At 57.1% G+C, this 14,204-nt stretch carries 16 protein-coding genes; 1 reads left to right on the forward strand and 15 read right to left on the reverse strand.

The features are described 5' to 3' along the window. The 12 genes from K0A93_03930 to K0A93_03985 form a co-directional block, all read right to left on the reverse strand. Nucleotides 1-180, reverse strand: a complete 180-nt coding sequence (locus K0A93_03930) for a hypothetical protein (GenBank protein MBW6511255.1) — start codon at nt 178-180, stop codon at nt 1-3. Continuing rightward, nucleotides 177-1,154: a ferrochelatase gene (gene hemH, locus K0A93_03935; GenBank protein MBW6511256.1), complete on the reverse strand. Its 978-nt coding sequence runs from the start codon at nt 1,152-1,154 to the stop codon at nt 177-179. The genes K0A93_03930 and hemH overlap by 4 nt, the downstream gene beginning before the upstream one ends. Before the next feature lie 416 nt (nt 1,155-1,570). After that, nucleotides 1,571-3,376 (reverse strand): caspase family protein, encoded by a 1,806-nt coding sequence (locus tag K0A93_03940; protein MBW6511257.1) that lies wholly within the window; start codon nt 3,374-3,376, stop codon nt 1,571-1,573. Between the two features lie 36 nt (nt 3,377-3,412). After that, nucleotides 3,413-3,595 (reverse strand): hypothetical protein, encoded by a 183-nt coding sequence (locus tag K0A93_03945; GenBank protein MBW6511258.1) that lies wholly within the window; start codon nt 3,593-3,595, stop codon nt 3,413-3,415. Between the two features lie 295 nt (nt 3,596-3,890). Next, complete coding sequence (locus tag K0A93_03950; GenBank protein ID MBW6511259.1) at nt 3,891-4,400, reverse strand: transposase; 510 nt, start codon at nt 4,398-4,400, stop codon at nt 3,891-3,893. A 445-nt stretch (nt 4,401-4,845) separates the two neighbouring features. Further along, a complete protein-coding gene (locus K0A93_03955) occupies nt 4,846-5,667 on the reverse strand; it encodes a formylglycine-generating enzyme family protein (GenBank protein ID MBW6511260.1) in 822 nt (273 codons plus the stop codon). 339 nt (nt 5,668-6,006) lie between these two features. Next, on the reverse strand, nt 6,007-6,402 hold the full coding sequence (locus tag K0A93_03960; protein ID MBW6511261.1) for a HEPN domain-containing protein: 396 nt from the start codon (nt 6,400-6,402) through the stop codon (nt 6,007-6,009). After that, a complete protein-coding gene (locus K0A93_03965; protein ID MBW6511262.1) occupies nt 6,389-6,739 on the reverse strand; it encodes a nucleotidyltransferase domain-containing protein in 351 nt (116 codons plus the stop codon). Before K0A93_03965 ends, K0A93_03960 begins: the two co-directional genes overlap by 14 nt. Nucleotides 6,740-6,749: 10 nt before the next feature. Beyond that, nucleotides 6,750-7,787 (reverse strand): uroporphyrinogen decarboxylase, encoded by a 1,038-nt coding sequence (gene hemE / locus K0A93_03970; protein MBW6511263.1) that lies wholly within the window; start codon nt 7,785-7,787, stop codon nt 6,750-6,752. A 48-nt stretch (nt 7,788-7,835) separates the two neighbouring features. Continuing rightward, entirely contained in the window at nt 7,836-8,090 is a 255-nt protein-coding gene (locus tag K0A93_03975; protein MBW6511264.1) for a type II toxin-antitoxin system RelE/ParE family toxin, read from the reverse strand. Further along, complete coding sequence (locus K0A93_03980; GenBank protein MBW6511265.1) at nt 8,087-8,293, reverse strand: hypothetical protein; 207 nt, start codon at nt 8,291-8,293, stop codon at nt 8,087-8,089. The genes K0A93_03975 and K0A93_03980 overlap by 4 nt, the downstream gene beginning before the upstream one ends. Nucleotides 8,294-8,376: 83 nt before the next feature. Continuing rightward, the gene (locus K0A93_03985) at nt 8,377-9,489 is read right to left on the reverse strand and encodes a radical SAM protein (GenBank protein ID MBW6511266.1); all 1,113 of its coding nucleotides are present in this window, start codon (nt 9,487-9,489) and stop codon (nt 8,377-8,379) included. A 106-nt stretch (nt 9,490-9,595) separates the two neighbouring features. Here K0A93_03985 and K0A93_03990 point away from each other — a divergent pair, with 106 nt between their 5' ends. Then, the gene (locus K0A93_03990) at nt 9,596-9,844 is read left to right on the forward strand and encodes a DUF4911 domain-containing protein (GenBank protein ID MBW6511267.1); all 249 of its coding nucleotides are present in this window, start codon (nt 9,596-9,598) and stop codon (nt 9,842-9,844) included. Here K0A93_03990 and def read toward each other — a convergent pair. The 3 genes from def to K0A93_04005 all read right to left on the reverse strand — a co-directional run bounded on the left by def (nt 9,841) and on the right by K0A93_04005 (nt 14,203). Further along, nucleotides 9,841-10,344 (reverse strand): peptide deformylase, encoded by a 504-nt coding sequence (def, locus tag K0A93_03995; GenBank protein MBW6511268.1) that lies wholly within the window; start codon nt 10,342-10,344, stop codon nt 9,841-9,843. The genes K0A93_03990 and def overlap by 4 nt on opposite strands. 3 nt (nt 10,345-10,347) lie before the next feature. Next, nucleotides 10,348-10,887, reverse strand: a complete 540-nt coding sequence (locus tag K0A93_04000; protein MBW6511269.1) for an amino acid-binding protein — start codon at nt 10,885-10,887, stop codon at nt 10,348-10,350. 166 nt (nt 10,888-11,053) lie between these two features. Beyond that, the gene (locus K0A93_04005; protein MBW6511270.1) at nt 11,054-14,203 is read right to left on the reverse strand and encodes an efflux RND transporter permease subunit; all 3,150 of its coding nucleotides are present in this window, start codon (nt 14,201-14,203) and stop codon (nt 11,054-11,056) included. Nucleotide 14,204: the final 1 nt, after the last annotated feature.

Consider the following 14,204-nt stretch of genomic DNA (forward strand, 5'->3'; position numbering starts at 1 on the left):
TCAGTCGAATTCGCGGCAATACATCATCCCCAGAATACCTCGATTGGCCAGACAACGAGGGCACACGTCATCCGCATCATCATAAAGCTCCCGCGCCAGAAACAACCCCGCCTCGGTTGCCGGATCAGCGGCGCGCAGCGCCGGATCAAACCTTGCCTGACACAACGAACAGGTTTTCATCGTAATCCCAGATGGTGCTGCACCAGTGTCGCCAGGGCGTTCAGAAAAACCGGGGCAGTGTTGAGTGACGGGGCACGCTTGAGCTGCACGATCCCCGCCTTGTACGCATGTTCGACAAACTCCATATCGATTTCCTGCAACGTTTCAATATGGTCGGAAACAAATGAAATCGGCACGATGAGCAGCGCTTTATGCCCCTCGGCGGCGAGTCGGTCGATCACGTCGAGGGTTCCCGGTTCCATCCATTTGACCGGGCCGCTGCGGCTTTGAAAACCGATCTGCCAGGGGTGCCCGCCGACCCGGTCCATGGTGCCGCGCGCGGTCGCCAGGACGTGTTCCAGATAGGGGTCGCCACGATCGATGAATTTCTGCGGCAGGGCGTGGGCGGAAAAGAGGATCGGCACCTCATCGCGACGCAGCTCATGAAACTGCTCCAGCCCGAGGCGAATCTGTTCCGCCAGCGCATCGAGATAAGCGGGCCAGTCGTGCCATTCTTCAATCACGCTGAAGCTTAGTTGCGGATGAATCCGCCGTGCCGCCGCCCGAAAATCGTTCACACTGCTGCCGGTGGTTGCCCCGGTGTAATGCGGATACATCGACACCACCACCGCCTCTTCCACGCCGTCCGCCGCCATCTGGCGCAACACCTCTGCGGCCCGCGGCTGCCAGTAGCGCATCACGACATACGGTTTCCAGTCTTCGCCCAGCAACTCGGCAGTGCCGACCGCCTGCCTGGTCGTCCATTCCAGCAACGGTGATTTGCCGCCGATCGCCTGATAGTTCCAGCGGACTTTTTTAGCGCGAAAATGAGAGATGAGTTTCGCAAACGGCTTCTGCAACAGCGCCCCGGCGGGCAGCTGAATCAGCTCGCGGTCGGAGAACAGATTGTAGAGGAACGGTTCAACCGCCTCCAGTGAGTCGGGACCACCCATGTTGAGCAGCACCAGGCCGGTCGGTTTATGCGGGGATGTCATATCAGCAGAGCACCTCTTCTATGTCACCAATCGTCAGTATTTTGCGGAACAAAAAACTAATGAATTGGTTGTAACTATTCACCTACCCGTTCAAGGGTCGTCATCCCCGAGTGATCCTGTCGGGGATCCAGACTTTCAACCCTGAAAAATCTGGATTCCGGCTAAAATCATGCCGGAATGACACTGTAGGAGCGGCTTCAGGCGTGATGGTTCGCGGCTAAAGCCGCTCCTACATAAGAGCTGAACAGTTACAATTGGTTTTACTTTAGTCTTGATCAGCGTTCATCATGACAATCAGCGTCCCAACAGCTTTTGACCTCTGGACGCTGATTAACGCTGAAAAGGCGGATTTAAGATCTAACCCAAGAACACCTTTTTCTTTCAGGTTCTCCCCCTTTACACCTGTAAATAAAGAGCTACCGCAAATCGGCCAGCACCGCGCTGCGGTCGCCGGAAATCTGCGGGGCCTGCGCTGCCCCCTTGAGGCGCCGGGCCATGCGTGGCACTTCGGCATCAAGGTAGGTCGCCAGCTCCGCCACCGTCACCTTGCGGTTGTTGTCGGCATCGGCTTCGCCGCCGAGGCCCTTGAGGAAGTAATAGGTAAAGAGACTGTGGCGTTTCTCGTCATACCAGTTGGACATCTGATCATCGCGTGAACTGGCGAAAACCGTCAAGCGGGCCGGAGCCACCACCGCTTTGGCCCGCAGGCTGATCGAGCTGACCCCCTTGAAGAGGAGCCCGCCCGCCGAGTTGCCGGAAAAGCAGGAATCAAGCACCACGGTGATCGATTTGGCCGGGAGTTTGGCCAGATTATCATAAAAGGTCTGCAAACGATACCCGCCGGTGCCCAGGTACTGCGGGTCGGCATCGACCGGCACAAAGTAGGCGTCGCCACTCTCGGGGTCAGGCGCGCCGTGGCCGACATAATAGACAAAAACGTCCGATTTTCCCGGCACCACATAGTTGTTCAACTTGCCGCGATGATCCCCCTCGCGCCCGAACAACTGGGCGAAACCGGCATAGGTGGCATTCTCGACATAGAGGATATTCTTCGCGTCAAAACCAAGGGTCTTGACCAGATACTCGCGCATCACCGCCGCGTCACGCAGGGCATAATCAACATTCGGCGTACCCGCCACGCCGTAGCTGCGATTGCCGATCACCACCGCCACATCGTCGCGTCCGGCTTGCTTGCCGGTCGGAATATTCTCGTCCACATCAACACGCAAGTTCACGGCTTCGCCACCCCCTGCCACGCTGCCGATCCCGGCGAGCAGGGCGTCACTGGCTCCGGCGACAGCAACGCGCGATTTACGCTGGCCAGCCGCAGGCACATTGATCGTTGTCGCATCGGCCACCAACGCTTCGAGCAGCTTGTCATAAGCGATTTTCAGGGACGCCATCTGCGGATAATCTTCTGCCAGTTTCTTTGCTTGCTGCACTGCCGAGCCGGTCTGACCGCTCTGATAATCACGGTACAATCCTGCCGCCACCTGCTCACCAACCTCATCGGCGGCGTCACCAATCGAGCGGTCACGAGGGAAGTTCTTTTGCGCCGCGCCGATCGCCAGCAGTGCTGCTTCGCCACGCCCGAGGCGCGCCAGCACCAGGGCATAGGTGCGGGCCCCGTCCGGCAAGAAAGCCACCTGTTGCAACGCGCTCAGTGCCGGTTTTTCTTCCCCGTGCTGGATGCGCTGCAACTGGGCGGCCAGATAGCGATCAAGGAGTGCGGCGCGGGTTTTGACCAGCTGATTGTCGTTCGCCGCAGCCAGTCCTTGCAACGCCTCAACCTCCCGGCCAGCGGCATAACGCGCCTGCGCCAGGGTTTCCTGAATCGCGGGGTCAGCGGAATCCAGCTTGACCGCTTTTTCCGCCAGCTTGCGCGCCCCGTCAGCGGGCAATCCCTGCTCCAGTTGCACCACCGCCAGATTATTCAGCCAGCTCGCCTTGCTGCCATTTTTAGCCACCGCCGCTTCCAATAACGGCAGCGCATCGGCCCCGCGTCCGTAGTGATAGTAGGCCACACCAAGGTTGTAACTGTAAGCCGGATCAGAGGAACAGAGTTCCCGCGCCTTGATCAGCAGCTTCAACCCTTCAGCCTTGTTGGAGGCAAACGTCTTCACCCCTTTTTCGGCCAGCGTCGCGGCGATGTCGCAGGTGTCGGCGGCCAGCGCCGGGGTGGCGAAGATGGTCAGGAACATTAGGATGACTAACTTATTCATAAATTCGCTCTCCCTCTGAATAATCGGGGTCTGAAATCAATCCCGAAGCAACGATCCTGTCCGCGTCCGATCAGACTTGTCTGCAAGTGTTTGTTGGACTTCAATGATGGCGTCAAGCCTGGTCATCACTGCCTCGTAAAACACACCGAGTTGGACGCCGATCCGTTCAACGACCTGATTGCCGATTTCTTCCGCGAATTGCTGCATCTCTGTGTCCATCTTTCAACCCTCCCGCGCTGATATTCCGCAATTGTCGTTGGTTTTTTGGATACCCTACCCACCCTGCACAACAGTGAATTGTAGGGGCGCCCCTTGCGGGTGCCCTGATTTTAAGGGCCTGTGGTGGTCACCAACCAAAACCTGGATACCCGCAAGGGGTATCCCTACGGCTTCCCTCTGCCACCAAAATCTTCGCGGCTGAAAGCCGCTCCCACACAGGCATTGCTGCATATCACCCTCCCCCGGCCCCTCCCATCAAGAACGTAGGTTGGGTTGAGCGCAGCGAAACCCAACATCATTCGCTTCGTCCCCACCCATCCGGATATACCCCGCTTCGCAAATAACGCCTCATACTCGAATACGGCCACAACGCGGCATCCTCCACCAGCCCGTGCTTCACCGGGTTGAAGTGGATGTAATCCAGGTGGTGGCGAAAATCCTCGTCGTCGCGAATCTGGTGTTCCCAGAAGCGCCGTTGCCAGATCCCCTGTTCCTTCTTGTTCAGGCGGGACGCGCTGACCGGCACGCGCAATTCCGGTCGGCAATGGCGGGTGAATTCGGTTTTGATGAGCCGCCAGCGTGTCGAGAAACCAGCATCGCCCTCCGGAAGGGTCCAGAGACAGTGCAAATGATCCGGCAACAACACAACAGCGTCAACAACAAACGGATACCGGGCTATCACCGTGCGAAAAGCCGTCCGCAGCACATCCACATTTTCCGGCACAGCAAACAACCGTTGCCGTTGGTGCGTTACCACCGTAAAAAAGTAACATCCCCCGCATACCCGTGACCGACGATAACGCATATCCACCTCCCTTACCACCACCCATCCGTCGAGTCAACGTAGGTTGGGTTGAGCAAAGCGAAACCCAACACATGTTGAGCAAAGCGAAACCCAACACATGTAGAGCAAAGCGAAACCCAACACATGCTCTCATAAAATACCCGTCGGTGGTGCGCCAGCAATGTTGGGTTTCTACGTGATTACCACCACCCATCCGTCGAGTCAACGTAGGTTGGGTTGAGCAAAGCGAAACCCAACACGTGTTGAGCAAAGCGAAACCCAACACATGCTCTCATAAAATACCCGTCGGTGGTGCGCCAGCAATGTTGGGTTTCATTTCATTCAACCCAACCTACGCGCTGAAAGCCGCTCCCACAAAACAAAAAATTTGGGTTCCGGTGTCATTTCCGGCGCTGGTCCGGGCGGCTCCGCTCGCCCTCCCCTGCGCCTCCAATCACACCTCCACCTAACCCCGGTCTTGAGTGACAAGGCGGAAACCCAGGTAGTTGCTGCGGTTGCCCGGACTGCTCCTGATCCGGTACGCCGAGCGCACGCCCCTCGGTCCGTTGTTCCAGCCGCCGCCGCGTTCGACGCGGAACGACCCGCCTGACGGGCCCTGCGGATTCTGCCTGGGGCTCTTGGTATAGTAGCCACTGTCGTACCAGTCCTGGCACCACTCCCAAACATTGCCACTCATATCATACAGCCCAAGGCCATTGGGCTGTTTCTGCCCAACCGGATGGGTTTGGTTGCCACTGTTGCCATTATACCAAGCGACCGCATCAACATCGTTACTACCTGAATACTTCTCGCTCTTGCCGCCGCTGCGGGCGGCATATTCCCATTCGGCCTCGGTCGGCAGACGGAAGGTCTTGCCGCTCCGCTGGTTCAACTGCCGAAGGTAACCCTGCACGTCGTTCCAGCTGACCTTCTCAACCGGGTAGTTGTTGCCCTTTTTGACGTGAGCAGGGTTACTGCCCGTGACCTTCTGCCACTGCCCCTGAGTCACCTCATATTTGCCCATATAAAAATCATCGACACACACCTCATGCACCGGCTTTTCATCGCTGTCACCCTTATTGGAACCCATCTGAAAACACCCCCCCTTGACCAGAACAAACTCCATGCCGGTGGTCGGGTCGGTGAAACTTTTGCCGCCGGTGGCACCGGCAGCAACCGGCTTGCGGCCGTAATCCCAGACCGGCTCAAAGCCGGAGATGAACCCGGCCAGGGCGGGTTGGGTGGAAAAGAGTACACAGGTGAGCAGCACAATGAGGTTTCTTGACATAAACAATCCTCCAAAACAGTCAGCGCCAGCAATGTTGGGTTTCATTTCATTCAACCCAACCTACGTGCTTACCACCACCCATCCGTCGAGTCAACGTAGGTTGGGTTGAGCAAAGCGAAACCCAACACATGTTGAGCAAAGCGAAACCCAACACATATAGAGCAAAGCGAAACCCAACACATATAGAGCAAAGCGAAACCCAACACATATAGAGCAAAGCGAAACCCAACACATATAGAGCAAAGCGAAACCCAACACATGCTCTCATAAAACCCCCGTCGGTGGTGCGCCAGCAATGTTGGGTTTCATTTCATTCAACCCAACCTACGTGCTACAAAATTATTCCGGCAGATGCGCCATGATTGTTCTACAGATCAAATCCGCAGCCTCATACGCTTCGTCGAACTCGGCTTGATCCGGTTCGACAAAGTCCCCCGGATAACGGTATTCCGTCGCATAGGGAGTCAATAACTCGGCGGCATCGCTCAACTGCGCTAATTGCGGTGCGATAGTTACGGCATACTCCAGCAACTGCCCGACATCATGGGTTCGCTCAAGCCGCTGCTGATGATGAGCGAGAAACCCCTTCAACACCTTCTCCGCCGCCTGCTGACAATGAAAAATCGCCGTATCCCGCAACGGCGGCGAGACTGCGACCAAAGCACGGGCAGATTGCAGATCCCGTTTGGCCTTCAGCAGCCAATGGGTAACCATCTCTCTCTTAGTGTCGCTCATACAGCACCCGCCCCTTCTCGAAGATCAGATATTCGAGGGATGCAGACACCGCCCGGTATTTGTCCGCTTCGGCACGGGTCCGCACCAGAACATCCTTGGGGATGTTCAAGCCCCGCAAGCAACGATGCGCCGCACGGGCACGCAGTGCCGGGGGGAGTTGACTCTCCTCCACGACGACGAACAGATCAACATCGCTGGTCTCGGTCGGTACCCCCCAGACCCGGGAGCCAAAAAGAATGATTTGCTCGGGGTCGAGCGCTGACACCAATCGCCGGGTCATTTCCTGCAACAAGTTGTCATCAACCTTTTGCGTCTTCAGACGTTGACTCTCCCCCATCAGCCGTTCCTTACTTCCCCGACAACCGATGCACGCACTCAACCATGTGAATGGCATTCTCCGGCGGCACCGTCGGCAGGATGCCGTGGCCGAGGTTGAAGATAAGACCGGGGCGTCCGGCGTTTTCGTCAAGAATGCGCTGGACTTCTTTTTCGATGTAGTCCTGCGGCGCGTAGAGCACGGTCGGGTCGAGGTTGCCCTGCACCGCCACATCGTCGCCGAGAATGTCGCGCGCCTTGCCAAGACCGATATGCCAGTCGAGACCGACGACGTCGGCGCCGGCTTCCTTGACCAGTTCGAGCATGGTGCCACCCCCTTTGACAAAGTAGATGACCGGGATACCGTCACGTTTGAGGCCGTTGATCAACTGCTTGGCGTAGGGGAGGATGTAGCGCTCGAAATCGTGCGGCGCCAGCAGGCCGCCCCAGGTGTCGAAGATCTGGATCGCCTGGGCACCGGCGTCAATCTGCATGTTGAGATAGGCGGTGTCCATCGCGGTGATCTTTTTCATCAGCGCATCATACAAAGGAAAATCGCCGTACATCATCTGCTTGAGCGCCGCAAAATCCTTGCTCCCCTTCCCTTCGACCATGTAGCAGGCGAGGGTGAAGGGTGCGCCGCCAAAACCGATCAGCGGCACACGCCCTTCAAGGGCGACGCGCAGGCGCTTGATGATCGCCGCCACGTAAGGAACCGCCTGGGCCATATCGGCGGGAACGATCAGGGCGTCCACGTCAGCTGCGGTGCGGATCGGCTTGGCGAAAACCGGGCCGGGGGTGAAGTCGAGTTCCATCCCCATCGGTTCGATCGGGGTGAGGATGTCGGAAAACATGATTGCCGCATCAACATTGAGAATGTCGATCGGCTGAATGGAGACTTCGGCGGCCCGCGCCGGATCTTTGCACAGATCAAGAAAGGTGCCGCCCCCCTGGGCGCGCACATCTTTGTAACACTGGAGATAACGACCGGCCTGACGCATCAGCCAAACGGGGACATACGCGGTGGGCTGGCCCCAGCAGGCCTTGATGAAAGGGTATTCTTTGGACATTTTGATGTTCCTCCTGAGTAATATGAATGTTGCTATTTTAATTAACGTCTAACGATAGACTGCCCTGCGATGACCGATTGAGACAACCAGAACGAGTAGCCGGTCATGCTGAATTTCATAGATGATGCGGTAGGTACCAACACGTATACGCCAAGCGTCACGCCCAGACAGTTTTTTGCTCCCTGCTGGATGAGGTTCATCGGCAAGGGAGCGAATCGCTGTTATAATCCGCAACTGATCGTGTCGGTCGATATGTGCCAGTTGTTTTTGCGCACTGCGCAAAATTTCGAGGGCATAGCTCACGCCTTGTAATCCTGCTCGATTTCGCGAACTGCCTGCTCAAACGGTAAAGCTTCCCCTGCACCGCTCTTCGCCCGATCAAATGCCTTCACATCATCAAGCTCTTCCAGAGCTTCGAGAATATGTTCCCACTCATCACAAGGCAGCACAACAGCTTGACGCTGATTTTTTTCGTCAATCAGATATTGAGGATGAAGTTCAATCATCTCTTATCTCCTAACGCATGCCCCTGAGACAGACAAGCACGAAGGTCAGCCCGCTTGCGCAATGGGGAAAGGGGGAATGCGATCTATTTTTCCGGTGCCAGCTTTTTCGATTCTTCTTCCATCCGTTTCAGCGTCCGCTTCGGAAAGTAGGTGCAGAACGGCTCTTCCGCCATATAGTCGCCGTAGACCGCATCGGCACGGGCGCGGCAGCCGCCGCAGACGTTGATGAACTCGCATTCGCCACATTTGCCCTTGTAGCTCTTGAAATCGCGCAGTTCGTTGAAGGTCCTGGAGTTGAACCACAGCTCCTTGAACGGGATCTGTTTGACATTGCCGACCGATGAGTGGAAATAGGAGCACGGCTTGAGGTTACCGAAACAGTCGATCAGGCAGATCGTCTGCGCGGCGATGCACCCCTTGCCGCCGCCGGTGGAAAAGGTCAGGGAGCGGCGCTTGAAATCGACCCCTTCGGCCTTGGCCAGCTGCGGCACCACCCGGTAGTAGTGCGGCGCGCAGGTCGGGCGCATCAGGATCTCGTCCTCGCCCTTTTCCTGTTCATAGTGCCAGCTGAGAATCTCCTCGTAGTCTTCCTTGGAAATCAGCTCGTTCATGATCTCTTCGCCACGACCGGTGGGGACAATCATGAACATGTACCAGGCGGTGGCACCGAGACGTTTGGCGAGATGGAAGGTGTCACCGATGTCGTGCTGGTTGCGCTTGGTGAAAGAGGAGTTGATCAGAAATTTGATGCCGTTGCGCTTGAGCGTTTCGGCACCGCGAAGCACCCCTTCAAACGCTCCCGGACAGGAACGGAAGTTGTCATGAATCTCGGCGGTCGAACCATCGAGGGACAGCGAGACCATCTTGATATCGGCGGCCTTCATTTTGGCGCAGATTTCGTCGGTGATCAGGGTACCGTTGGTCGCCATGCACATCCGCAGCCCCTTGCTGGTGCCGTACTCGGCAACCTCGAAGATATCGGCGCGCAACAACGGCTCACCACCGGACAGGACCATCACCGGCGTGGATACCTCGCAAATATCGTCGATCAATTTAAAAGCTTCGGCGGTATTGAAGTCGCCGATCGCCGCATCCATATCGGAGGAGCAGCGGCAATGCACGCAGTTGAGATTGCAGCGCTGGGTCGATTCCCAGGCGATCCATTTGGGGATAAATTCAGGCTCTTGCTTGGTCATGCAGACTCCTTGGGTAAAGCAGCAAATTCTTGACATATTAACCTGCGAAAGATACTACAAAAGCGAATGACATGACAAGATAAACGAACGCTTAAGGGGAATAATCATGCACCCTCCATTTAAAAAACGGATCTTTTCGGTGGCGCGCGCCGAGATCGGTCACCTGCGTTTTATTGTCGAAAGCTATGCAGGGCTGGTGTTTTTACGCACCCTTGACGGGCATCAGGGACTGGTGGAGATCAGCTACGCGGCGGAACGTGAAAGGGACGTGAACGGTCTGGTGGCGGGGCTGGCCAAGGAGACCGGATGGCGCGAAGTGACGGCAGAATATCTGGGGATATTTCCAGAGTTTTAGCCCCCCTTGCGCCGGAATATATCGGTTTTCAGATTCGACACCCGATCGAGAAAGAGCAGGCCGTCGAGGTGATCGAGCTCGTGCTGGATCGCAACGGCTTCAAAACCGCTCGACCGCACCACCCGCTCGCTGCCGTCACGGTCAGTAAACTGCACCACGATTTCCTCGGCGCGGACGACATTGCCAGTGTAGTCAGGAACGCTCATGCACCCTTCGCGCAGCACTTTTTTCCCTTCACGCGACATGATTTCCGGATTCACCAGCGTCAGCAGTCCGTGGTTGTTGTCGCGCCCGAGCTTGCTCTTCGCCACATCGACCACCACCACCCGCCGGGTATCGCCGATCTGCGGGGCGGCGACCCCGACCGAGTGCCCCGCCGCCACCATCGTATCGATCAGATCCTGAATCAGCGCATCCACCCCGGCATTGAGGATCGCCACCGGTTCACACTTCGCTTTCAGGCGTGCGTCAGGATAGAGCAGAATTTCGCGGATCGCCATCGGCTATAACTCCACTGTTTCAATCGCCCGGACTGAAATATCGACCTGCATTTCCTGGCGGATGTTATCGAGCACCGATTCCAGTTCTCCCAGCTCCAGCCCGGACGGCAAAACGGCTTCAATCATCATCACGTAAACCGGACGTACTTCGGTGCCAATCAGTTTGGTGTTGAGATCGGTGACATTGATTTTGCGCTCGGCCAGCGCCCTGGCAACGTGGTAAACGATCCCCGGCTGATCCGCGCCGTAAACCGAAATCATACACAGCGCCCCCTCTAAATACGGATATTTTTCTCCGCCCGGCTTGAGGGTACGGATCATCACCGACAGATCGACATCTTCCAGCGGTGCAAACGCATCGCCAAAATCGGCACTTTCACGATAATCAAGATGGGAGATGATCAGGATCATCGCGAACTGGCCACCGAGGATGGTGCAACTTGAATCAGCGATATTGCACCCGAGTTTAAACAAGATTTCGGTGGCCTGGGCAACAATGCCGGGACGGTCGCGACCGACGATGGTCAGCGCAAAATGGTGCATGGTGTACCTCCTGTGTGAGGAATGTTATTACAACCGAATCAGCACGACGGGTGTCACATCTTCCCTTAGCCCCCCCGGTGGGAGGAGTGTTCCTCTGTGGGAGCGGCTTCCCGGCCGCGAACCGGGCTCCATCAGCCACCGCAGGCTTCGCGGCTGCAAGCCGCTCCTACAAAAGATCCTCCGGCGTTTCCCTGTGGGAGCGGCTTGCCTCTGTGGGAGCGGCTTGCAGCCGCGAAAAGGTTCCCGGCAGTGTTTCCGACAATGAATACAATACCGGAACCACCACCAGGGTCAGCAGGGTGGCAAATGCCAGCCCGAAAATTACCGCGACCGCCATCGGCCCCCACCACTGTGCCGACTCGCCGCCGATTTCCCAGGCGAAGGTATGAAAATCGAAGCTGACCCCGACCGCCATCGGCAACAGACCGAGAATCGTCGTGATCGCGGTCAGCATCACGGGCCGAAAGCGCACCGTCCCGGCCCGGAGCAAGGCATCGTGCAGCTCCATCCCTTGCTGACGCAGTTGATTGATATAATCGATGAGCACGATGGCGTTGTTGACCACCACCCCCGCCAGCGAGACGATTCCGATCCCGGTCATGATGACGCCAAACGGCATCTGCGTCACGGTCAGGCCGATAAAAACACCGGTCAACGACAGCACCACCGAACTCATGACGATCAATGTCTTGGTCAGCGAATTGAACTGGGTGATGAGCACCAGCAAGATCAGAAACAGGGCGACCAGAAATGCCTTGCTCAAAAAGTCCGCCGCTTTCTGCTGTTCTTCCTGCTCTCCGGAAAAGTGAATGCGATAGCCGGCAGGTAGTTCGAGCGTTGCCAGACGGGCCTGAACATCGTTGAGCACGGCGTTACTGTTGCGCCCCAGCGTGTTGGCGGTCAGGGTCACCACGCGGTCCTGATCGATGTGCCGAATCGCCCCGAAGCCGGAACCGATCTCCAGCCTGGCGACGCTCAGCAGCGGCACCGGAGCTCCGGTGGTGGTCGGGATCAGCAGATTTTCAATATCGGCCAGCGCTTGCCGCCGCCGTTCCGGGAGGCGGGCGACGATGTCATACTCATCCTGACCATCGCGATACGTCCCGACTTTGGTGCCGGATATCGCGGCTTTGACCATGGCGGAAATTTCTGCGGTAGACAGACCGAGCAGCGCCGCTTTTTCGCGATCAACGATCACGCGGATTTCCGGTTTGGCGCGGGACAGATCATCTTTCAGATCGACCAGACCTGGAACATCCTTGATCCGTTTGCGTGCACGGGCAAGCACTGACTCCAGAATGGCCACTTTTTCACCGCTGATCTCAACACTCACCGGCGGACCGGTGGGCGGGCCGTTCTTGGCCTTTTCGACCTTGATTTCCGCCCCTGAAAAATCGGCCATCGCTCGTCTGATTCGCTCCAGCACCCGGTCGCTGCTCTCCTTGCGCTGCGCCCGTTCAACAAATTCGAGGGAAACCTTGCTCATGTGTGACTGACCGACGCCACTGCTCGCCGCCTCACCACTCGGCGGCACCCCGGCTTCACCGGTGACAAAGCGGATGTCCGTTTCCTGACGGGCAATCTCTTCAACCCGCCGTGCCAGCTCGTTGGAGGTTTCCAGTCCTGTCCCCTCAGGTGACTTCAACTCGACAAAAGCCCGGTTCGGTGCGCCGTCGGGAAAAAATTCGACCCCGGCACTGAAGAACGAAAAGAGCATCACGGCGACGATCATGGTGACAGTGGCGGCAAGGATCGTTGTTCCGCGCCGGCGGAGTGCGCCGTCGAGCAAGCGTCGATAGAAGCGAATCACCCGCGTGCGCTCGATATCCGGTTGCACCTCCTGATGCGCTACATGCATGAAGGTGGCGCACAGCACCGGGGTAATCACCAGCGCGACAAAGAGCGACGCGCTCAAGGTGATGATCAGGGTGATCGGCAGAAATTTCATGAACTCACCAATCAGATCGGGCCAGAACGCCATCGGTAAAAACGCGCAGAGGGTTGTCAGCGTTGAACTGATCACCGGCCAGCCGACCTCGGCGGCAGCGGCGCACGCGGCGGCAGCACGCCCGGCCCCCTCCTGCATATGGCGATAGATATTTTCGACGATCACAATCGCGTTATCGACCAGCATCCCCAACGCCAGAATCAGACTGAACAGGACCACCATGTTGAGGGTGATGCTTAAAGCATTGAGCACCACGAATGAAATCAGCATCGAAAAAGGGATAGCCAGAGCGACAAAGATCGAGTTGCGCAACCCAAGAAAAAAGAAGAGGACGGCCACCACCAGAATCAGCCCGGAGAGGATATTGTTCTCCAGTTCGCCAACCATGCGGCGGATATCTTTCGACTGATTGAGCGTCACTGCCAGCGATACCCCCGTGGGCAGCTGGCTTCTAGCGACGTCCAGCAGGGCGAAGACCCGATCGGTGACGTTGATAATGTTTTCACCGGCACGCTTTTTAACGGCCAGGGTCACGCTTTCAGCACCGTTGAGCCGCGCGTGACTGATCCGGTCTTTAAAGGTAAAGTCGATCGCGGCGACATCCTTGTAATAGACGGGCCGACCGTCGCGGGTGATCATCACCAGGTTGTCAATCTGTTCCGGTTGCGTGAATTCGCCGGGAATGCGCAGCAGATATTTCCCCTTGCCGATGTCGATACTGCCACCGGGGGTATTGACATTTTCGCGCTGAATCGCGGCGACAATTTCCGCGAACGAAATCCGGTAGGCGGCAAGCCGTTCAGGGTCAAATTCGACCCGCACTTCCCGCTCGCGGCCACCGGTCAGCACCACATCGAGAACGCCGGACACTTCCTCGATCCGATCTTCCAGCTCTTCGGCCACCGCTTTCAGGATCAGCTCATCAACCGCACCGGAAACCGCCACGGTCAGAATCGGAAATTCGGCCATATTGACTTCAATGATCGACGGATCGTTCTCCAGGTCGGCGGGGAGGTCCCCTTTGGCCTGATCGACCTTGTCGCGCACCCACTGCAACGCATCATCGATATCAACCTCGGTGTTGAACTCGATGGTGATCATCGACGAGCCCTCGGCGCTGATCGAGCGGATTTCCTCAACCTCTTTGAGCCCTTTCAGCTTGCGTTCAATGTGATCGGTGATCAGCGTTTCGATATCCGCCGAGGCCACCCCTTCATAGTTGGTGACGACAAAAACATAAGGAATGGTCACATCGGGGTTCGATTCGCGCTGCAGCACCAGATAACTGTAGGTGCCGACGATCACCGCGATCAGCATCAGAGCAAAAACGGTGCTGCGCTGACGAATAGAGATGTTCGTGATCAGCATC

The organism is Desulfuromonadaceae bacterium, assembly GCA_019429445.1.
In the GTDB taxonomy this organism is placed as follows: Bacteria; Desulfobacterota; Desulfuromonadia; order Desulfuromonadales; family JAHYIW01; genus JAHYIW01.